The sequence below is a fragment of the Terribacillus sp. AE2B 122 genome (assembly GCF_902497585.1).
Classification (GTDB): domain Bacteria; phylum Bacillota; class Bacilli; order Bacillales; family Amphibacillaceae; genus Terribacillus; species Terribacillus saccharophilus_A.
Map to the genome: position 1 here is coordinate 316,565 of NZ_LR700943.1, position 21,019 is coordinate 337,583.

Genomic DNA, 21,019 nt, shown 5'->3' on the forward strand with positions numbered 1-21,019 from the left:
TTCGACATAAGTATATTGTATTGTAAATCTAGTAAAAGAAAGAGGGTAACAGGTGGAAAGAAGCAGAGCGACGTATACACTTGTCTTTTTTGCTGGTCTTTTTCTTGCATGTTTAGCAGTCATCCAGCCGGGTGGTGTCTATGCGGAATCGAACAGTCATATTTTTTCACAGGGTGCTGCAACAGTCCAATTGTCAGATGGTAAAACAGTCGAAGTGACGAATAATAAAAATGGGGAGATTCGTATTACAGGAGATTCTGGGACGCTTTATGAATCCACGATCCCAGATGCAGATATTGCTTCTGTTCAGGAAACGAAAATGGACAATGCATCTTATTTAATTGTAGAGTATCGCACTCATGGAACTGCCCAAGCTCTGCAATTCGACATTTTGCATGTCACAAGTGAGAAACTGGAACGCATTTATCAATCCGATTTATATGAAGGAGCAAGACTCACTGTAGATGAGGAAGGGGCACAGCTTGAAGTCAGCTACCCGAAAATCGAACAAGATGTACCACTTGCAGAACCTAAAGAAGTATACATCGAAGCATTTACAGTAGATCAGCAGCAAGTGATGATAGAGGATAAGCGGACAGAACCGACAGCAAGTGCTGTACAAGCACGCATGTTCCGTGCTAGTGCAGCAGGCTATTCAAATCCAAGCTATGACACAATCAGCCGTAAGCTGACAGCTGCTGCAGTTAAATACGATGTGCCAGCGGAAATCGTTAAATCTATTGCATTCCGTGAAAGTGGCTGGAAACAGTATTGGACGGGAACCACACCTTCTTATCAGGCTTCCTGCAGCATTGCGGATGGATCCAATGTCGTAATCGGCTATGACTGTATTGGTATTGGGATTATGCAGGTTTCCGATTATAACCGCAATGATACAGAGGAAATCGAGCGCCTGATGCATGATATTGACTATAACATTGACCGCGGGATGCAAATTTTGAAAGACAAATGGAATGAAGCCAACTCAAAAGCTGAATCCTCTTTAGCATATAATTTGATTCCGAAGGTCAACGATGGAAATCCTGATAAATTAGAAAACTGGTACTTTGCCATTCTGGCATATAATGGCCGATTGGAACGGAATGATCCAATAGCTAATCCGCAAACTGCTTACCAAGAGCTTGTGTATAAGGAGATGGAGAATCAGTCGTTAATAACGACGACGCCTTTCCCGACTCATCTTTTAACACCTGGCAGAATTAGCGGAAAACTTGGTTCGTACTTCTCATTCAAGACAAATCAGATTTCCACACCAGGACCACTGCATGAGAGCACACAGAATTATGGGAATGGCAGCACAGTCTACGTTACAGCTGACAAGCTAACGCTGCGCAATAGCCCGAATGGATCTTCTGTCGGTTCCTTGCCAAGAGGAGAGAAGCTGACAATCACTGGCGGCTACACTGCAAATAATTCCAATGTGAATCATTATGTTTGGTACCCAGTGCGTACTAGCAGCGGCAAGACTGGTTATGTAGCCAGCGGTTATTTGAGCAAAGCGCCTGTTGTCGTGCACAATCTTGAAGGTTCCCGCCGTAATGCCACTAGTGCGAGTATCTCTAACTACGGTTGGCATCTGAAATCTCCTGAAGCAGTCGTGCTTGGAAGAAGTGACTTGCCAATCGATGCTTTCACAGGAAGTGTCCTGGCGGCTCAAATGGATTCTCCGCTTTTGCTAACTGATCAGAATAAGTTGGAGCAGGTGACAGTTACGGAAATTGACCGACTAAATCCGTCCATCATTTATATTGTAGGAGCGGAACCAGCTATTTCAAAAAATGTTGAGAACGATTTACGTAAGAAGTTCCCTAATAGCACAATTGAACGGGTAGCCGGATCTACTCGTTATGCGACAGCCGTAAAAGTAGCAGAAGAAGTAGCGGCTGTTACGAGTAAGCCATCTGAGATCTTCTTGGCAGTCGGAGATGAGACATCACCGGATGCGTTGACGATCGGACCTCATGCGGGCATTGAGGGTATCCCTATCTTGCTGACAAGAACAGGGGAACTGCATGATGAAGTAAAGAACTATATTAAGCGCAATAGTATCAAGAAAGTAACGATTATTGGCAGTGAGACAGTTGTGTCTAAACGCGTAGCGGATGCAGTCAAGCAGCTCGGCGCCTCTGTGGAGCGCGTTTACGGAGCTGATCGCTATTCAACGAATGCTGCTGTTATCACGAAGTATTATGGAACTAATCCGGATCAAGTATTCTTTGCAAACGGTCAAACGACTGTAGATAGTCTGTCGGGTGCACCTCTTGCAGCTAAGTATGATGCACCGATCGTTCTTACGAGACCGGATGCTGTCACGAAGCCAACACGAGCTTTCCTGAATAAGATTACAGATCAGCCGGAAATCTTCTATCTCGGTTCAGATGCAGCTATCACGGATCGGACACGCAAGGAATTGGAAGGAATACTCCAGTAGCACAAGGGGGCGCAAACATAATTAGTGTTTGTGCTCTTTTTTACGACAATAATATTTTCAAAAATTAGAAATATATAGTATAGTGTTAACATCACAGTAAAGGAGGCGTTTACATGAAGAGTACCGGGATTACAAGACGGGTCGATCATCTTGGACGTGTCGTCGTGCCGAAAGAAATTAGAAGAGAGTTCGGCATAGAAGAAAAAGATCCTGTGGAAATTTTTGTCGAAGGTGACAAGATCATCTTCCGAAAGTATCAGCCTGGTTTTACTTGTGCCATAACGGGAGAAATCACGCCGGAAAACAAGCAATATGCAGACAACCTGTATTTAAGTCCGGAAGGTGCCCGCATCCTCTTTGACAAACTAAAAGAAGAACTTAATTCCAATTAAAAAAGACGCAGCGGACAGGAACTGTCGCTCGTCTTTCTTTTTTTACACAGAAGTTGTGCCTTGTCCTCCATCGACACGGTAATAAGAGCCGTTGATGAAGCTGGAGCGATTAGAAGCAAGGAATAGCATCAATCCAGTTACCTCTTCGACTTCTCCATACCGATTCAAAGGTGAACTCGCTTCAAAGCCTCGGCGAGCTGTGTTCTCATTCCCTTTAGCTGCTTTTGTTTCGATAGCTTCCATCCATTCGGTATCTAAAGCTGAAGGGCAAATTGCATTCACCCTTATACCATAGTCTGCGACTTCCAATGCTGCTGTCTTATTGAGTCCAAGCATGGCGTGCTTGGAGGCGACATACGTGCTCATACCGGGCCCGCCCAGTAGGCTGCCGCTGCATGCAGTATTCACGACCACGCCGCTTTTTTGTTTGATCATGGCACGTAAAACGTGTTTTAAGCCGAGGAAAGCGCCGACTACATTCACTTGAAGTACTTCCTCCAAGCTCGCAGCAGTCTGTTCTGTAATCGGAACAAAATCACCACTCAACCCTGCCTGATTAATGAACACATCGATTCTTCCAAAACGATGCAGTGTCTTTTCAACAAATTGTTCTACCTCTGCTTCTTTCGTAACGTCTGCAGGAAGCAAAATCTTTTCTGTATCAATAGTTGCCGAGGCCCTTTTCAATGCCTTTTCTGAAAGGTCGATCAACGCAAGTTTAGCTCCTGCTTCTGCAAAAGCTTTGGCTGCAGCTGACCCGATTCCGCCGGCAGCACCAGTTATCAAAACGACCTGTCCTTGGAATTCCTTCACTGTGCGAGCCCCCTTGTTGTATGTAGAAGATAGTAGCTGAAGATTTAGAGAAAATTATGTCATAGTAATCTTAGCGCATTGACAATTAGGTAACAATGCTCAATAATCTAGGTATTGTAGCCTATTCAACAAACAGCTTGAAAAAATGTAAGATAGATAATATTAATGAACAAAAAAGGCGGTTTTGTTGATGAAATTAAGAACGGACCGACGTAGTAAAAGAAGTGTGAAGGCTCTTAAACAAGCTTATATCGATTTGATTCTGGAGGAAGAAGATAAGCGGATCAGCGTTCAGCAAATAGCCGATCAAGCCGATTATAATCGGGGTACCTTCTATAAGCATTTTGCAGATAAAGAGAGCTTGAAGGAAAGTATCCTTACTGATTTCCTAGATGGCATTTCCATTGCATTGTTAGAACCTTATAAGGAAAGTGCTTATGTCGATTTACAGGAACAGGCTCCGTCTACGATGCGCATATTCACGCATATCTATGAGGAAAGACGTGTATTACAGGCACTTCGAATTCTTTATCCTGACATAGCTGACAAGATGCTGAAAGTATTCGTCGAATGCTTATCAGGTGATTTCTACATGGAAACAGAAACTCCAAGGATTCCGGTTGATTATGACCTGATGATTCACTTTCAAATGGCTGCTACTGTCGGCTTTATCATGCGCTGGGCAGACTCTAATTTCAAATTTTCCACCTTGCATCTTTCGGAACAATTTACAGAATTAGTTCGGGTACGCCCACATAGACTAGTCAATACAACTGTACAAAAGGAAAACGACTCCCAGAAATAAAATGGGAGTCGTTTTTTCATAGAACAAGACAGGCAGCGCCGGCGACAAGCAGGCCGACACCGAATATTTGCCGCAGGCGGATATGTTCTTTTAAGAAGTAATACGACAGCAATAGTGTCCATACATAGGTAATAGCGGTCAGTGGGAAGACGACAGAATAAGGCAGCAATGTTAGCACATAAATGTTGATCAATGCAGCGGACCCATAACAAGTGAGACCGATTAGAAGCGTACGATAGGTGTGTGTTGATGGATCACTGGCTCGCTTGAAGAAAAATCCACCGCCAGCTCCAAGCATCGTACAAGAAACTAACAAGATCCAACTAATTCTCCCCACCCCCAATCAGGATTGCCCCAACGATAATCAGCGCAGTCCCGATAATATGCATGGCAGAGATATGCTCATCCAAGAAGATAGAACCCATTACTAATGCAAAAACATAACCAAGGCTCAGCATTGGATGCAGCACACTAAGCTTGCCGAAACGGAATGCAATCATCATGGTAACTGCTCCTGCTCCATAACAGGCACAGCCGATCAGGAGGGGAAAATTGATTTCCCCGTCCGCAATTTTCCATAACAACTGACCGACACTTGTGCATACTGCTGACAATAAGATTAAAGCAATACCGAGCTTTTGTTTGCTACGACTGTTGTGTTGGGGTTGTGCGTTCTCCATGGCTTGGCTCCTTTCCCTTCTTATACAAACAAGCAAAGAGAAGGAAGAAAATACTCACCATGCAGTTGCTGACTTGGTAGCGATAATCTTGAGCCGGCAGCCCGACAAACATCGTCCCTGTATTGAGCAGGACAGGTAAAATTGGCAGCCAGGCAATCGCCCCGAGTTTACGGGAAGCTATCAAGCTGAACAGGACGATGAGAATGCTGAACACAACTGGTCGCCAGAAGAGCTCTTCCGTATGGTAGCGGGATGTTTCCAGTCCATATTCTATAACATCATACAAAGTCTGACTCACCGGCTTTGTTTCCAAGCCCATACTGTTTGGATCAACATCGATTGTATAAGGGTTTGTATAGCCATCAATAGGCTTGTTAATTTGCCATATAAGTGAAGTTTGTTTCAAATAAGCCTCTATGACGATAGCAGGATTTTGCCTTACAATCTCGAACCAGACCGAAATGTACTTACCCATATCTGCCACAATAACATCATCCTTAAAATTATCATGGAACTTTATTCGATCTGTTAGATATGGATTATACGCATCCCAGTCATCAATCGGCAATATAGTATCCAAATAAGCAAGCTGCTCTTCTGTCAGCTCTCCATCCTGGGACACGACTGCAGCAATTTGCTGCGTCGGAATACTCATCGACTCATTCGGATTGGCAGATTGGATGTTGTAAGCCGTAAATACTGGTCCGGTGACGACAATATAAAGCGCGGAAACCAACACAAGCGGTGTCAGCAGCTGCTTCCGGTTTCGTCGATACGCTATGAGCATGCCAATGGCCGTTAAAATGGCAATTGGCAATCCATTATTACGGAAGAATGCAATGCCTAGAAGCACAATCGTAAATGTTGCAATGCCACTCCAAGTCCGAAGATTTTTCCCTTCTTGCAGCACTGTTTTCATGACAAAGAGTGTCAAGAAGACGATAAAGGTGCTATAAACAACATCTTTCCAAAGAATGGTGGAGAAAATGCCGTTGACCGGCAGTACTGCCCATAGAAGAACCGCAATCCAAGCGATACCCTTTCCAAGTCCATACTGACGGAAGGAATAGATTCCATAGGAATAAACGAACGACATGAGCAGAATCTGGAATATGACAATGATAGCAGGGGAATCCCAGATCATTGTTAATACTAAGATAACCATTGTGTAAGCAAATGGATGCCAGTTATTGAACTCCATGTTCTCTACTTGCCGCCAATGGTTCAAGGAATCGGGACTCATATTACCCGGGAAGAAGGCGAGTAAGTAGAACATCCAGACGAATATCATCGGTAGCATATACCACAGGATTTGCCACCTGCTTACCGTCGTTTTCTGCCATATATAACCTCCACGCAGCAGGACAAAAGCAATGAAGGAAAAGAAGCAGAAGATCGTAGCAAGTGAAATAAGATCCACAAGCACTGTCTCATACCAAGGGCGATTGATGAACAGCGGCCAGTCAATTAAGCTGATCAGCGTATAAACGGACAGCAAAATGATGCCTATCATTATGTAGCGTTTCTCCAGAACAGACTGGAGAATTTGTTTACGCAAAGTGAGAAAAGCATAAAAGAAACAAATACTAATAACAGAAAGAGCAGCATATTTCAAAAGCGACGTATCCTGCCTTGCCTGCATTATAGCCAATACAGAAATAGTGGCTGCAAGACCTGCAGCCACACTGATCAAAAGGTTTCGAACGCGCGTCATTACATGGAGCCTCCAGTTCTGGTCATACCTTGGACAGGTCTTGGTTTGTTATCTGCCTGGATCCGGTTCAATTCCAATTCGTATTGTTTACGCTGATTGGAAGCTACAGTATCCAATATCGCACCGCAAGCGAAACTTAGCACCGAAAGGACAACTAATCCAACAGCGAGAATGGCCGAAGGAACACGTGTAATGAACTCGGTCGCGAAATATTCAGCAATGACCGGGATACCGACAGCTAATCCAAGTACAAGAAACAGAAGGGACCACGCTGTGAAAAAGAGCATCGGTTTGTATTCCTTGAATAGGGTGAAAATCTTATAAAGCACTTTGCGGCCGTCAGCCAACGTATTCAATTTTGAATAGCTTCCTTCCGGACGGTCCCGATAAGTAATAGGTACTTCGACGATTGCAAGCCGCTTATCGAGTGCATGGATAGACATCTCGGTCTCGATCTCGAATCCGGGACTCATAATTGGCATTGTCTTGACAAAAAGACGGTCAAAGGCACGGTAGCCTGTCATGATATCGCTAAGCTTCTTTTTATATAGGAAGTTGATGCAGTTCTTCACCATCGTATTCCCAAGGTTATGGAACTTGCGCTTATTCTCTTTTAGGTATGTGCCATTCGACAGGCGGTCACCGATGACCATATTAGCACGGCCTTCCTGTATCGGTGCAATCAGGTCATGGACGAATTCAGCTGGATATGTATTATCCCCATCGACCATTACATAACAATCCGCTTCAATATTTCGGAACATAGAACGGACGACATGTCCCTTACCCTGCTGGTATTCGTGACGAACAATTGCGCCGTGTCTCCGGGCGACCTCGCTCGTCTTGTCTTTTGAATTGTTGTCGAACACATAGATATCTGCATTTGGCAGCTGGTTCCGGAAAGCATCGATAACATCACCGATTGTTTGTTCTTCGTTGTAGCATGGAATCAATACAGCTATTTTCAATACGTACACTCCATTCCTTTTCTAGGATATGTCGAACCAAGTCTAGCAAAGGATTATTGTGCAACTGTTAACTAATGGTGAAGTAATTGTAAATAGTATGAATATACGAATATTTTGTAAAGTTATCTCCTAGCCCAGTTACTGGAAGGGTTTAAGGTACCTTAACTACTGTGACCTACGTTAAGATACTGTAAATTGCCTTGAAACGCCTTTCTATTCAGTCTTATAATTTAGCCAGCAATACGCATCCCAGGAGCTTTGTGCTACATGGGCAAATAAAGAGAGGTTCTATTATGAAGTCGAAACTTCGCATTGCAAGTCTGCTACTGCTGTTCGTGACCCTCGTGCTGAAAGTATCAGGGTTGATCCGGGATATGCTGATAACCAATTATTTCGGAGCCGGCAGTGAATCGGACGCTTACTACGCGGCATTTGCATTGCCGAATATGTTTATCTTGTTCCTGACAACAGGGATGAAGAGTGCGTTCGTTCCAAGTTATATCAAATACAAAGAAAAGAGCAGAGGGCTTTCGCATCTGCAGGACGTATGGAAAGGGACGCTGCTGTTCAGTTTGCTGATCTCGATTGTTTTCATCTTTATCGCGCCGGTATATATTCGTCTTCTGTTTCCGAATCTAACAGGTGATGCAGCGCAGATGGCAACAATCATGACGATCATTTTCCTTTCATCGTTATTATTCGTCGGCGTTAATGCTGTGCTGGAAGCTTACTTCGATGCCGAGAATAAATACTATTTATCGGTATTGGCACAAGCAATCGTGCTCTTAGGAACAATAGGAAGTGCCTTGCTCTTCGCTGATGATATAGGAGCCTATGCTTTTGCATTCGGTAACTTGGCAGGCGTAATCCTAAGTTTGCTCTTTAAGCTTCTGCTCCTGCTGCCTAAGCGGACGCTTACCTTAAAAGACAAAATAAATTGGGAAGAAAACAAACGCTTCTACCATATTTTCATTCCGGTGGCGCTTACGGCGATGATCGGCCAAATTACATTGTTGATTGATACATCCTTTGCCAATATGCTTGGCAGAAGCTTCGCTACATATTTAAATATCGCAAAGAACCTAACGCAATTCCCGCAGAATATTATCGGTGTCACTGTTGGCACAATCGTATTCCCAATGCTTGCTGCCGCATATGCAAAACATGATATAAAAGGCTTTAAGGAGAATATCACACGCGGTCTTCAGATAATGTATTTTATCTTGCTGCCAGTTCTGACAGGTATGATGCTGCTAATGCCGGAGATCGTCACCCTGCTTTTTGTAAACGGAGAATTCACTGCACAGCATGCAGAAAAGACGAGCATCGCAGCTTACTATTACTTCGGAACCATCTTATTCTACAGTCTGGTAATTATCGTAAACAATGGTTTTTATACGATGGAAAAGGGACATTACATGATGCGGCTAGGGTTCCTATCTATCGGTTTGAAGCTCTTGCTCAACTACTTATTTACAGAAAGCTTCGGTTTCATCGGTATCCCGCTTTCTTCATCTGTGACAGGCTTAATCTATGCAGTCGCCTGCTTCCTTATATTCAGGAAGCTCACGGGTGGAATACCTATTAAAGGGATGCTGGCGGATGTGGCCAAGACAACTGCCAGTGTACTCATCATGGGAATCGCTGTCCTCTTTATTAAGGGGACATTGAGCGATGTACAGCCTATCCTGACAATTCTTATCTGTTCAGCAGCCGGTGTCATCGTATTTCTGATCTGCGTATTCCTGATGAAAATCAAATCATTCTACATCCTATTGGGAAGAGGCGGCTCCGCTGCTAAGTAATTGGCAAGAGTGGCACGAAGGAGGACAATCATTTGCAAGCTCTGACACAGAAACTCAAGGACAATTATCATATATTCGAAAAGCTATTCATTTTCTTCATTTTGGCTCAGCCGTTTCTAGACCTGCTGTCGTACTTCTCGATACCGGTTTCCAATCCAATTCGGCTGCTCGTCATTCCGATTGGAGCGTTGTACATGCTTAGCTACCCAGATCGGCGCTGGAGCAGAAATACTTTCATTTACATGCTAGTGCTGGCTGTCTATTTTGCCATCAACTTCGGTGTCAATATGATTTGGAAGGATCCTGTTTCAGCGGCAGGTGAATTGACATTTATCTTGAAAACATTCTTCTTCATCACTGCCTTACTCGTTTATGTGATGATTTTCCGTCATATCGGAGAAAATAGGGAATGGAAAGTGATTGTACCGAAATATCTATTTATTAACACAAGTGTTGTCAGTGTCGTGATGCTTGTAGCGGAACTCACTGGTACAGGGAAGAGGAGCTACGATTATTTGGAAAAGCAAGGTCATTCTGGCTGGTTCTTTTCCGGTAATGAAATCAGTGCCATTTTAGGTATGGGTTTCTGTGGAGCAATCATCTACTATCTGTTCATAAAGAAGGGCCTTCTGGCGCAAATTATCTGTACAGCACTTATAGCCGTCATGATATGGGCGATGCTGACAATCGGAACGAAAGTCGCATTTGGAGCAGCCCTGCTTGTATTAGGGATGGCCTTCCTATTGCTCCTTATACAAGCAATAATCAAACGCAATAACTTCATTCAAGCAGGTATTGTCCTAGTTCTGTTAGCAGTGACCGTCTTCGTATCGCCTGAAATGCCAATAGGTAATAACCTCGGTTTGTCGGTAGATATGGCAAATGAAAAGGCAGCACAGCAGCAGGAACAAGCAGAAGCTCCGCTATTGCCGGAGGAAGAAGGTGGGGAAGTTCCACCTCCTGGCAGCGTCAGACAGTGGAGTTCCTGGCAGCTCATGGCGTTGAATGGGCGGGAAGAATTCTTTGGCACTGTACTTTATTATTTTGAACGGGCACCAGTCATCCAAAAAGTATTCGGTATGGGAATCGGTGGGAACTACACAGGGGATGAACCGAGGATCATCGAGATGGATATCTTGGATTGGTTCTTCGGCTTTGGATATCTCGGGACATTGATCCTCGTACTGCCACTGCTGTTCGTTATCGGCAGTATTCTGGTGTTCATATTCAAGCAGCGCTTCCGTACAGTAAGCGCAACAGCTTTGTTCAGTGGTGTGGGAGCTTGTATCGGTCTTGGTGCAGCATTCATTGCCGGCCACATTTTATCGTCACCAGCATCTGGATTTTATCTGGCGTTGTTCCTCGGGTTCCTGTATGGATTGGTCAAGCAGAAGCCGGAGAAGTTCTTTCAATAGCATCTCACCTTAACTGAAATGGAGCGATTCTGTGATGATGAAAAATAAAAATAAAAAGAAAAAGTTGCTTCTGATCTCTTCCATTGGCGGACACTTAACGCAGCTTTTGCAGCTGGAACCGCTATTCAAAGAATATGACTATCATATCGTGACAGAAAAATCCGAAATAACGGAGCAAATGAAGGGCAAGCACCCGATGAGCTTTCTTGTTTACGGAGCGCGTAATTATCCTTTTCGCTATATATTCAAGTTTAGTTATAACATCATAAAATCGATTTTCTTATTCTTGAAGCATCGTCCGGATGTCGTCATTTCCACAGGAGCACATACATCCGTGCCGATGTGCTACATTGCTAAACTGTTCGGGAAGCGGGTCATTTTCATTGAGAGCTTTGCGAAGTCCACTTCCCCGACCATTTCTGGAAAGCTGATCTATCCGATTGCCGATTTATTCATTGTTCAATGGGAAACGATGAAACAGATTTATCCGAAAGCGGTCTACGGGGGGTCCATCTATTGATACTGGTCGTCTTAGGTACCCACGAGCTTCCATTCACCCGTCTGCTCGAAGAAGTGGAACGGCTGAAACGAGAAGGATTTATCACCGAGGAAGTTGTCGTTCAAGCTGGACACACGAAGTTTGACAGTAACCTACTGAAGATTAAACCATTCGTTAACTATGAGGTCATGGATCAGCTGATGGAGGATGCCCGGCTTGTTATCACGCATGCAGGCACCGGATCGGTTATCTCCGCCTTGAAAAAAGGAAAAAAAGTCATCGCAGCAGCCAGACTGAAAAAGTATGGAGAACATAACGATGATCATCAGCTGCAGCTAATGTCCATCTTCTTGGAACAAAAGCATATCCTTAGTTGGGGAGAAGGGGAGGACCTGGGCAAGATAATACAGGAAACAGAGAGCTTCCAGCCAGAGCCATTCCAATCCGGAAAAGAGCGAATGTTCACGATTCTAAGCAACTTCATCAAAGAAGCTTGATAAATGTAAAAGAAATGTAAAGGCACTTGACCCGGTTCTGATGTAAACTTTACATTGTGTGTAATTGTGTTTTGTCAACAGAAACATTATAATAGTACAGAACCTACGCAGAATACTGTCGAAATCTAGTAAATTATGATACTTGGACTATAAAAGCATATTTGGAACGATTTGCAAGCTATTTAGGAGGATACAAATGGTACACATAACGCCTTTAATCATAGCGTTGGCAGTTTGCTTCATTCTTTCGATCGCGCTGACGCCTATGGTGAAAAAGCTGGCATTCGCAATCGGAGCAACGGATAAACCAAACGCTAGAAAAGTACACCAGAAAATTATGCCGCGACTGGGCGGATTGGCCATTTACATCAGTTTCATTATTGGTTATCTAATTTTCATGCCACATGATTCGAACACAGCACCAATCCTGATTGGTGCAACAATGATCACGTTGATTGGTATGTTGGACGATAAGTTCATGCTTTCTGCAAGAGTGAAGCTTATCGGACAGATTGCAGCTGCAACTGTAACGGTCTTGGGCGGAATTCAGATCGACTTTGTAACATTGCCATTCACTGGCCGTATCGAATTCGGTGCTTGGGCAATTCCAATCACGATTCTGTGGATTGTCGGTATAACGAACGCCATCAACTTGATTGATGGGTTGGATGGATTGGCAGCAGGAGTTTCAGCTATCGCGTTATTCACAATCGCTATGATAGCAATAAGCATGGGTAACCCAATTTCTGCAATGATGGGTGTCCTGCTTTTGGGCAGCACACTTGGCTTCCTAGTTTTCAACTTCCACCCGGCTAAGATATTCATGGGAGATACAGGAGCATTGTTCCTCGGGTATATGATTGCTGTCCTATCCGTAAGCGGTTTGTTCAAAAACGTCGCATTGTTCTCCTTGATCGTGCCAATCATCATTCTTGGCGTACCGATCTTGGATACGACATTTGCCATTATCCGCCGGATTGTACAGAAGAAGCCTTTGTCAGCACCAGATAAGCTGCATTTGCATCACTGTCTGCTAAATCTAGGATTCTCGCATCGTCAGACTGTTATAGTAATCTATGCAATCAGCGGAATCTTCAGCATTACAGGTGTGCTTTATACAGAAGCAACCATGTGGGGATCGGCCATCCTGATTATTGCCTTGGCAATAGTAATTGAATTGATTGTCGAAATTACTGGATTGATTAGCGATCGCTATCGTCCATTACTCAATATGGTAGGTTTCCCGAAAGTGACAGAAGAAGAACGACGCAAACAGCATCAGCAATAAACGAAACCCTTCTCCAGTGGAGAAGGGTTTTTTGTACACAAAAAAAACACGCTGATAACATCAGCGTGTAGTTTGTGTAGACGGATTGGCTGTAGCAGCAACGGCCGGATTGGACGTGTACATTACTTGTACCAGTTGCTCACTAGCGTGTCCGTTCGAATATTGGTTCCACTGCTTCGAGAAAGCCTGAACCTTCTCCAGCTGGAAGTCACTCTTTTTAATTACTTTGATGAGTGACTTTGTATCTCTGACCATTGGTCCAGGTAATGACTCGAGATATTCGTCTGACACACCGCGTTTTTTCTGATAATCCTCCAAATCATACGTAAAGAAGATAATCGGACGATTAAGCAGAGAATACTCAAATGGTATCGAAGAATAATCGGTAATCAAAATATCCGTCACTAGTAAAAGCGGGTTGATATTTTTGTAGTGTGTTACATCGATTACGAAATTTGGATAATAGTTTGCTAGATCCCATGTAACAGCAGGGTGGAGGCGTAGGAATAATACATACTCCTGCCCCAGCTCACGGTATAAGCGTTCGATATCAAGTTCTATCTTAGGCTTGGCCAGCTCATCATCTCGGTAAGTTGGAGCATATAGGATGACCTTACGCTTCTTGATAATCGGATATTGCTCGGTAATTTCTTTTTCGATTTGCTCGATTTGACTATTGTCAAAGAAGAAGTCCGTCCGTGGCATACCAGTTCGCAGTATATTCGCATTCGAAAGTCCGAAGCTTTCCTGGAAGATAGATGCCATTTTTTCAGAACCGACGGTTACATATGTGAAGCGGCTGTATACTTGTTTAAATCTTTCCTGAGCCCTTGGACTTCTTGTTTGAACAGAAGGATCTGTCAAACCGAATTTTTTCATCGCACCTGCTGCATGCCACAGCTGAATGCATGTGACGTTCGGTTTGAAATCCGTTACAGCAAGAAAGCCAAAATAATTATCTACCATCACGACGCGCGAAGTGGCCAGATGATAGATACCTTTTAGAAAAGCACTAACATTTGTCATGGAAAATGGTACAATCTCCGCATCAAGATCAGTAAATTCTTCCCGGCAGGAAGAAGTCTTTAATATGACTATTTCTCCCGCGTTCCATTTTTCAAGCGATTTAGCTGTATACAAAACATTATCCCCAAAAGAGGAAACCAAGGTGGTTTTGTTCTTTTGGGGAAATAGCTTGAAACATATGAATAGCGTTTTGAAGAACGCTAGATAGAGAGAAATAGCTAATTCTCTAACCATTATCCACTTCTAAAAGATCGTCTTTGATCTTAGAAGTAGAGATACCAACTGTACGTGGCAAGTAAACAACTTCACAATGGTCTTTCAAGAAGTCGAATTTACCTTCCCAGTCACTGCCCATGACGAATACATCAACATTATGGTCCACAACGTCGTGGACTTTCTGATCCCAGTTCTCTTCTGCGATTACTTCATCCACATAACGAATCGCTTCAAGGATCATTTTGCGGTTTTCAAAGCTGTGATAAGACTTCTTGTCCTTCAGCTTGTTGAATTCATCAGAAGAAATTGCCACAATCAGATAATCGCCCATTTCTTTCGCGCGGCGAAGTAAATTCACATGGCCCCAGTGCAACAAATCAAATGTACCGTACGTAATTACTTTCTTCATTGTTGTGCCTCATTTCCTTTTGTAGTTTGGTTTTTCATATATAAAAGTTGTCTGCATCTTCATTGTCACAGTGTAAATTATACCTCATAATATTTACACCTGATTAACATTATATTTACATTTTAATTAAATTTCAAGTCTGCTATTATAATAGAATGCAAATATATGCGTGAAATGTCGAAAACGCATACATATTTACCTAATTTTCCTGCATTTGGTTAAAAAATGTATAAATGACTAGGTATGAAACATGCTAAGCATGATCAGAAAAGTCATATCAAATACGAAGTATATGTAAAGAACTTTACAAATGCATTGTTGAATTACCTACATATGAAATTTATAATAAGGAATGGATTTGCAAGTTGAGAGGAGAAAGTACTGCATGGAAAACATCAGCCTTCGAAATAGGAGAGCCATATCGGTTCGGATTGAAGCAGGAATTTACTATATGGAGATTCCGATCAAAGCCTCCTACATCGCTGATTATGAAACATATCGATTCTTATTGGTGAATCGTTATACGAACGAGGACATTTATCTTACTTTTGAAGAAGACCACAGCGTGGATGAATATACGATTTGTAGAGTAACGCTGGACCCGACGGAACACTCTCAGATGCTCCAGGATGGAGTTATGTGGGATTTGTACGTTGAACGGGAAAATGAAGGGGAGACGAAGCGGGCTCGGATTTCTAATCCGCCGGAGCATCTGCAATATCATTCCTATTTCATACCAGGAACGGAGAAGGTTTTCTATCCGTATCGCACCGGAAAAGGGAACATCTCTTACCGAGTAAATGATTATGTTTTCTTTGCCAATTTGGAAGAGGTTCATTTAAACAAATCGGGAGTATTGCACTTTTCCGGTTCAATTAACTATGCTCCGCTATACCAAAGCGATGCTTACAAATTGGAAGAGCTGAAACTTGTGGTAACAAACAATTTGAATGAAGAGGAAGAGCTCACTTTCCCGCTTCAGTTCAAAGAGCGAGAGGATTTAGCAGATAAATATGAAGGAAATGAACTGCTCCGTCACTCTGGTTTTGAAGGAGTATTCGATATAACACCGCATATTGATTTGTCCGATAAAAAGTTTTTGAAATTCTATGTCGAACTAACTTACTCATATAATGGTGAGCTTCAGACAATCCGAAGTATTCGTATGCGCCATTTGAAAAAAGATTCGACTTTGCCTGCATCTGTAAAAACAACTGTTAATGGTAAGAAATTCAAGATGACTGCGAAATTGACGAAGAAGTCGAAATTTCTTTCTGTTCAGACTGCTGAGTATTTCTTTATTCGGGAAAGTATTTCGCGAGCGAGACGTAAGTGGGTTAACATTCGCAGAGGCAGATTCCTTAAGAACAGTTATCAGCAAGTGTTCAAGCTATTTGGTGCTATCTTGCCAGTTGATAAGAAACTAATGGTTTTTGAGAGTTTTCTCGGCAAACAATATAGTGATAATCCAAGGGCAATTTATGAGTACATGCGGGAACACCATCCAGAGTATAAAATGTATTGGAGCTCGGATCGTCGAGCAGTCCCATACTTTGAAACGAAGGATGTTCCTTATGTGCGCAGATTCTCGATACGCTGGCTATTCCTTATGACAAGGGCAAGGTATTGGGTATCAAATAGCCGCCTGCCGCTTTGGATTCCAAAACCCGATCATACGATTTATTTGCAAACCTGGCATGGAACACCGCTTAAACGCCTTGCCGCAGATATGGACGAGGTGCATATGCCTGGCACGAATACAGAAGCGTATAAGCGTAATTTCTTATTCGAAGCTTCAAAATGGGACTATCTTGTTTCACCAAATGCGTATTCCAGTGAAATTTTCGGAAGGGCCTTCGGTTTTGAAAAGGACATGCTTGAAACAGGATACCCGCGAAACGATTTTCTTTATACACATAATAAGCCAGAGAATATAGAAGCTCTGAAAAAAAGCTGCGGACTTTCTGAAGATAAGAAAATTATCCTTTATGCGCCGACTTGGAGGGATAATCAGTTCTATCAGAAAGGGAAGTATAAGTTCGATTTGGAGCTTGATTTAGAACGTATGCGTCAGGAACTGGGTGACGAATACATCGTTGTTTTACGTCTGCATTATCTTGTTGCCGAAAATTTGGATCTTTCCAGCTATGAAGGATTTGCCTATGACTTTTCCAAACATGAAGATATTCGTGAACTTTACTTAATGGCAGATATGTTAATTACGGATTATTCTTCTGTATTCTTTGACTACGCTAACCTGCGACGTCCTATGATGTTCTTCGTATATGATTTGGATGACTATCGAGATAACCTCCGCGGATTCTACTTTGATTTTGAAGAAACTGCACCGGGTCCATTGTTCAAACAAACAGAGCAAATTATCCAGGAAGTGAAAAGGATCGACAGGGAAGGTTATCAGCCGGATGCACGATTCGAAGCCTTCTACAACCGATTCTGTTACTTAGAAGACGGGAACGCTTCAGAACGTGTTGTAAAACAAGTGATTAAGTAATGTGAGCCACCGTCACAATTTGACGGTGGTTTTTTATTAATTTATTTCGATTAGTAATTGAGAAAGAGTCAACTTCAATAAAATGGTAAAAATTGAATCTATAGTACTATTTTAATTGTAAACTAAATGAAAATTTGATAATAGATTGTAAAGCTTTGTTTGATTTTGTAGAATTATAGATAAATAGGTAATTAGTTGCCTAATACATACCATTGTTACCTATCCCTAGTAAAAACGAAGGAGTGGTCGATGAGTTTATCGATACAGAAACAACGATGCGATGGCGTCTGCACATTGAAAACTGAATATTTTGGAGGGTGAAATGAAGAAATTTACTTATGCATTAATTTTTCTGCTTTTGTTTAGTTTAGTGTCTCCAGCCAAGTATGTATCTGCGGAGGAAACAATTAAGTTCGATCAGCAGACAGAAGCTGTCGATCAGGTCGATGAGACGCAGACAGAGGAGCCGGAAACTATTGCTCCTGAAGATCAAACGGGAACTGTCGATGAGACAGAAGAACCAGAAGCCGTCCCAGCTGAGGAACCTCAAGAAACCGAGGGAAACGTTTCAACTGATACCGAAAAAGATAGTGAAAATCAGCAGACTGAGGACAACACAGTGAAGCAGGAAGAAGAAGCTGATGCTCCGGCAGTAGAGGAAGATTCCGAAACTGAAGCCGAAGAAGCTGATGATTCACAAAGCGAGCAGAAGGTGATGCGTGCTGCTAAAGCTACTCCTGTGGAGACTGCAATTGATTTAATGGGTCATTTGCGTTCCAATGCTGTCATTTATCCTGATCTGAACGATATGAGTACTTCTAAAGGAGCCGTCGCTGGCGGCTATACAGACACTGTTTACTTCATCAAGAAACAAGCAAAATGGAATAATGAAACGTATTATCTCATTAGTAAACAGGCAAGCAGTACGACGGGTGTTATCGGCTGGGTGAAATCTTCTGAAATGAGTACACATGAGCATTCAGTTGTGAACAGCAATCAGCAGACATTTGTCATTAGCGGATCTGGGAACGCCTACAGCAAGCCTTGGGGTGGATCGAAGGATCTTGTCTATACCTTGAGCAAGTACAAGGGGAAACAGTTCAAAGTGACTGCTGAAGAAAAAATCGGCGCTAATACCTGGTATAAAGGTACTCTTGCTGGTAAAACTGTCTATATTCATTCTGCATATGTAGATAAATATGAGCCAGTTAAGATCGAAGAGGAACAGAAAACGAGCTTGCTTGGTCACCTGAAGAGCAGTGCAGTTATTTATCCTGATATTAATGATCCATCTTCTGCAGTTGAAGCTGTGGCTGGCGGATATACAAGTGCCGTATACTATATCAAGAAGCAAGCGAAGATAAACGGTGAACTGCATTATTTGATCAGCAAAGAACCAAGCGCAACTAATGGTGTTGTTGGCTGGGTGAAAGCCTCCCAATTGTCTACACATGCTCATACGACAATTGATAAAAACAAGAAGACCTTCACTGTTAAAGGATCCGGACAAGCTTTTGCGAAAGCATGGGGTGGATCGAAGGATCTTGTTTATACTCTGAGCGACATGGAAGGCAAAACCTTCTACGTGAACTTGACTGAGACTGTCGGCAGCAATACATGGTATCGTGGAATGCTGGATGGCAAGCAAGTGTTTATTCATTCTGCTTATCTATCAGCATATGAGCCTAAAATAACTGAACAAAGTATCAGTAAGCTTGGTCATCTGCATGCAGATGCAGTTATTTATCCTGATTTGAAAAATCCAGCTTCTACACTTTCAGCTGTAGATGGCGGTTATACAGACGCTGTCTATTACATTAAGAAAGAAGCAACTGTTGCAAGTGAGCTTTACTACTTAATCAGCAGAGAACCGAGCGCAACTAATGGTGTTGTTGGCTGGGTGAAAGCCTCCCAGCTGTCCACGCATGATCATACAACGATCAGCAAAGAGAAGAAGGGCTTCCTTGTGAAAGGTTCCGGGCAGGCATTTGCCAAAGCTTGGGGAGGATCCAAGGATTTAGTTTATAATCTATCAGACTATAAGAATGAAGTTTTTCGTGTTGATCTGACTGAGACAGTCGGCAATAATACGTGGTATCGTGGAACGCTTGGCGATAAAAAAGTCTTCATCCACAGTGCATACGTTCAGCAAGTGAGTGAAACGAAGATCAGCCGTCTTGGTCACTTGAATGGAAATGCAACAGTGTACGATAATTGGTCTGATACATCAGGGCGAAATGCTGCCGATGCGGGCTTGACGGATGCGGTCTACTATATCAAAGCACAAGTCGAAGTGAATGGCACAACGTATTATAAGATCAGTAAAGAGCCAAGCAGCACAACTGGTGTTGTTGGCTGGGTGAAATCTACTGAAATGTCGTCGCATGAACACACGACGATCGACAAAACTGCAAAAACATTCTATTCGAATGGTAAAGGCAGTTCCTACGCGAAAGCATGGGGTGGATCGAAGGATCTAGTTGCAAGCAGTATGTCTAAATACGAAGGAACTCAATTCAAAATCAACTTGACGGAAAAAGTCGGAAACAACATCTGGTACCGCGGTGTATTGGATGGAAAGACGATGTGGCTGCATGAAGCATACGTAGTCGAAAGTTACGATAAACAAACGCAATACGATCTGACACTGCAAGAAGCGGTAGCGATACAGAAGACCGCATCTGCTCAGACAGATAGCGAATACAACACATATGTATCCGCAGAGTATATCAATAGTAATAACCAAGTGACTGCTGACCTTCTGAATGTACGCGGCGGTCCTAGCACAAGCTACTGGGTTGTTGGAACACTAAGCAAGGGTGCAAAGGTTACAATCGTCGGACAAACAGGCAGCTGGTATCAGATTGAGTTCACGAACTCTCGTCAGTGGGTGAACGCAAGTCCGGATGATATTCAGTACTATTTGGACCCGAATAACTTCATCAACGATGAAAGACAGCGATTCCAATTCCTGGATCTGACGAGAGCTAGTGATGCGGACGCAGCGACACTAAATAAATACCTTGTTGGTAAAGGAACGCTAGCTGGACAAGGTCAAGCATTCATTGACGCAGCGAAGCTTTACGGAATCAATGATGTGTATTTGGTTTCACATGCTACACTTGAGACAGGTAATGGTTCTTCCACACTGGCTCAAGGAGTGAAGTATAATGGCACGACAGTTTACAACATGTATGGTATTGGTGCTATTGACGCATGTCCAGTAGATTGTGGCGCAAAACGGGCATATGAAGAGGGCTGGACTTCTCCATATCTTGCCATTGTTGGAGGAGCACAGTTCATAGGTGATGGTTACATCAATTCAGGTCAAAACACATTGTATAAGATGAGATGGAACCCTGAGGCGATGGCAGCATCCGGTACATTCGGTAAGCAATACGCGACTGATATTGGCTGGGCATCCAAGCAAGTCTCTACAATGTACAACTTATATCAGAATATGGGTATTTATACCTTGTATCTTGATATACCAAACTATCGTTAATTCAAAAAAGCACATTATCCGAT

17 protein-coding genes are annotated in these 21,019 nt (G+C 42.9%); 10 read left to right on the plus strand and 7 right to left on the minus strand.

The window, feature by feature from the left end:
- The first annotated feature begins 52 nt into the window (after nucleotides 1-52).
- Nucleotides 53-2,452: a cell wall-binding repeat-containing protein gene (locus tag AE2B122_RS06860; protein WP_175073455.1), complete on the plus strand. Its 2,400-nt coding sequence runs from the start codon at nucleotides 53-55 to the stop codon at nucleotides 2,450-2,452.
- A 113-nt stretch (nucleotides 2,453-2,565) separates the two neighbouring features.
- Nucleotides 2,566-2,844, plus strand: coding sequence for an AbrB/MazE/SpoVT family DNA-binding domain-containing protein (locus AE2B122_RS06865; RefSeq protein ID WP_095219365.1), 279 nt, complete (start codon nucleotides 2,566-2,568; stop codon nucleotides 2,842-2,844).
- 42 nt (nucleotides 2,845-2,886) lie between these two features.
- Here the strand turns inward: AE2B122_RS06865 and AE2B122_RS06870 are convergent, their stop codons facing one another.
- Complete coding sequence (locus tag AE2B122_RS06870) at nucleotides 2,887-3,657, minus strand: SDR family NAD(P)-dependent oxidoreductase (protein ID WP_175073456.1); 771 nt, start codon at nucleotides 3,655-3,657, stop codon at nucleotides 2,887-2,889.
- A 190-nt stretch (nucleotides 3,658-3,847) separates the two neighbouring features.
- On the opposite strand from AE2B122_RS06870, the gene AE2B122_RS06875 reads away from it, so the two are divergent.
- A complete protein-coding gene (locus tag AE2B122_RS06875; protein WP_175073457.1) occupies nucleotides 3,848-4,462 on the plus strand; it encodes a TetR/AcrR family transcriptional regulator in 615 nt (204 codons plus the stop codon).
- A gap of 16 nt (nucleotides 4,463-4,478) precedes the next feature.
- Here the strand turns inward: AE2B122_RS06875 and AE2B122_RS06880 are convergent, their stop codons facing one another.
- Genes AE2B122_RS06880 through AE2B122_RS06895 form a run of 4 tightly spaced genes read right to left on the minus strand, consistent with a single transcriptional unit; the run spans nucleotide 4,479 to nucleotide 7,824 of the window.
- Entirely contained in the window at nucleotides 4,479-4,799 is a 321-nt protein-coding gene (locus tag AE2B122_RS06880; protein WP_254593461.1) for an EamA family transporter, read from the minus strand.
- Nucleotides 4,786-5,142: an EamA family transporter gene (locus tag AE2B122_RS06885; RefSeq protein ID WP_175073458.1), complete on the minus strand. Its 357-nt coding sequence runs from the start codon at nucleotides 5,140-5,142 to the stop codon at nucleotides 4,786-4,788. The genes AE2B122_RS06880 and AE2B122_RS06885 overlap by 14 nt, the downstream gene beginning before the upstream one ends.
- Nucleotides 5,108-6,856: a DUF6020 family protein gene (locus AE2B122_RS06890; RefSeq protein ID WP_095268318.1), complete on the minus strand. Its 1,749-nt coding sequence runs from the start codon at nucleotides 6,854-6,856 to the stop codon at nucleotides 5,108-5,110. Before AE2B122_RS06890 ends, AE2B122_RS06885 begins: the two co-directional genes overlap by 35 nt.
- A complete protein-coding gene (locus AE2B122_RS06895) occupies nucleotides 6,856-7,824 on the minus strand; it encodes a glycosyltransferase family 2 protein (RefSeq protein ID WP_095268319.1) in 969 nt (322 codons plus the stop codon). Before AE2B122_RS06895 ends, AE2B122_RS06890 begins: the two co-directional genes overlap by 1 nt.
- A gap of 293 nt (nucleotides 7,825-8,117) precedes the next feature.
- Here AE2B122_RS06895 and murJ point away from each other — a divergent pair, with 293 nt between their 5' ends.
- The 5 genes from murJ (at nucleotide 8,118) to AE2B122_RS06920 (ending at nucleotide 13,328) form a co-directional block, all read left to right on the plus strand.
- Nucleotides 8,118-9,629, plus strand: a complete 1,512-nt coding sequence (gene murJ, locus AE2B122_RS06900; protein ID WP_095268320.1) for a murein biosynthesis integral membrane protein MurJ — start codon at nucleotides 8,118-8,120, stop codon at nucleotides 9,627-9,629.
- 32 nt (nucleotides 9,630-9,661) lie between these two features.
- Nucleotides 9,662-11,044, plus strand: coding sequence for an O-antigen ligase family protein (locus AE2B122_RS06905; protein WP_175073459.1), 1,383 nt, complete (start codon nucleotides 9,662-9,664; stop codon nucleotides 11,042-11,044).
- A 34-nt stretch (nucleotides 11,045-11,078) separates the two neighbouring features.
- Entirely contained in the window at nucleotides 11,079-11,564 is a 486-nt protein-coding gene (gene pssD, locus AE2B122_RS06910) for a PssD/Cps14F family polysaccharide biosynthesis glycosyltransferase (RefSeq protein WP_254593439.1), read from the plus strand.
- A complete protein-coding gene (gene pssE / locus AE2B122_RS06915) occupies nucleotides 11,561-12,040 on the plus strand; it encodes a PssE/Cps14G family polysaccharide biosynthesis glycosyltransferase (RefSeq protein ID WP_175073460.1) in 480 nt (159 codons plus the stop codon). Before pssD ends, pssE begins: the two co-directional genes overlap by 4 nt.
- Nucleotides 12,041-12,236: 196 nt before the next feature.
- Nucleotides 12,237-13,328 carry a glycosyltransferase family 4 protein gene (locus AE2B122_RS06920; protein WP_175073461.1) on the plus strand — a complete coding sequence of 364 codons (1,092 nt, stop codon included), beginning with the start codon at nucleotides 12,237-12,239 and terminating at the stop codon, nucleotides 13,326-13,328.
- Nucleotides 13,329-13,388: 60 nt separating this feature from the next.
- Here AE2B122_RS06920 and AE2B122_RS06925 read toward each other — a convergent pair whose 3' ends face one another.
- Nucleotides 13,389-14,468, minus strand: a complete 1,080-nt coding sequence (locus tag AE2B122_RS06925) for a CDP-glycerol glycerophosphotransferase family protein (protein ID WP_254593440.1) — start codon at nucleotides 14,466-14,468, stop codon at nucleotides 13,389-13,391.
- 112 nt (nucleotides 14,469-14,580) lie between these two features.
- Nucleotides 14,581-14,979, minus strand: a complete 399-nt coding sequence (gene tagD, locus AE2B122_RS06930; RefSeq protein ID WP_038564171.1) for a glycerol-3-phosphate cytidylyltransferase — start codon at nucleotides 14,977-14,979, stop codon at nucleotides 14,581-14,583.
- Between the two features lie 385 nt (nucleotides 14,980-15,364).
- On the opposite strand from tagD, the gene AE2B122_RS06935 reads away from it, so the two are divergent.
- Both AE2B122_RS06935 and AE2B122_RS06940 read left to right on the plus strand, forming a co-directional pair.
- A complete protein-coding gene (locus AE2B122_RS06935) occupies nucleotides 15,365-17,491 on the plus strand; it encodes a CDP-glycerol glycerophosphotransferase family protein (RefSeq protein WP_175073463.1) in 2,127 nt (708 codons plus the stop codon).
- Nucleotides 17,492-17,813: 322 nt separating this feature from the next.
- On the plus strand, nucleotides 17,814-20,996 hold the full coding sequence (locus tag AE2B122_RS06940) for an N-acetylglucosaminidase (protein ID WP_175073464.1): 3,183 nt from the start codon (nucleotides 17,814-17,816) through the stop codon (nucleotides 20,994-20,996).
- Nucleotides 20,997-21,019: the final 23 nt, after the last annotated feature.

Coding starts and splice junctions, on each gene's coding strand:
- tagD (WP_038564171.1), bottom strand. CDS start 14,979: ATGAAGAAAGTAATTACGTACGGTACATTTGATTTGTTGCACTGGGGC.
- AE2B122_RS06885 (WP_175073458.1), bottom strand. CDS start 5,142: ATGGAGAACGCACAACCCCAACACAACAGTCGTAGCAAACAAAAGCTC.
- AE2B122_RS06940 (WP_175073464.1), top strand. CDS start 17,814: ATGAAGAAATTTACTTATGCATTAATTTTTCTGCTTTTGTTTAGTTTA.
- AE2B122_RS06920 (WP_175073461.1), top strand. CDS start 12,237: ATGGTACACATAACGCCTTTAATCATAGCGTTGGCAGTTTGCTTCATT.
- murJ (WP_095268320.1), top strand. CDS start 8,118: ATGAAGTCGAAACTTCGCATTGCAAGTCTGCTACTGCTGTTCGTGACC.
- AE2B122_RS06865 (WP_095219365.1), top strand. CDS start 2,566: ATGAAGAGTACCGGGATTACAAGACGGGTCGATCATCTTGGACGTGTC.
- AE2B122_RS06890 (WP_095268318.1), bottom strand. CDS start 6,856: ATGACGCGCGTTCGAAACCTTTTGATCAGTGTGGCTGCAGGTCTTGCA.
- pssD (WP_254593439.1), top strand. CDS start 11,079: ATGATGAAAAATAAAAATAAAAAGAAAAAGTTGCTTCTGATCTCTTCC.
- AE2B122_RS06875 (WP_175073457.1), top strand. CDS start 3,848: ATGAAATTAAGAACGGACCGACGTAGTAAAAGAAGTGTGAAGGCTCTT.
- AE2B122_RS06935 (WP_175073463.1), top strand. CDS start 15,365: ATGGAAAACATCAGCCTTCGAAATAGGAGAGCCATATCGGTTCGGATT.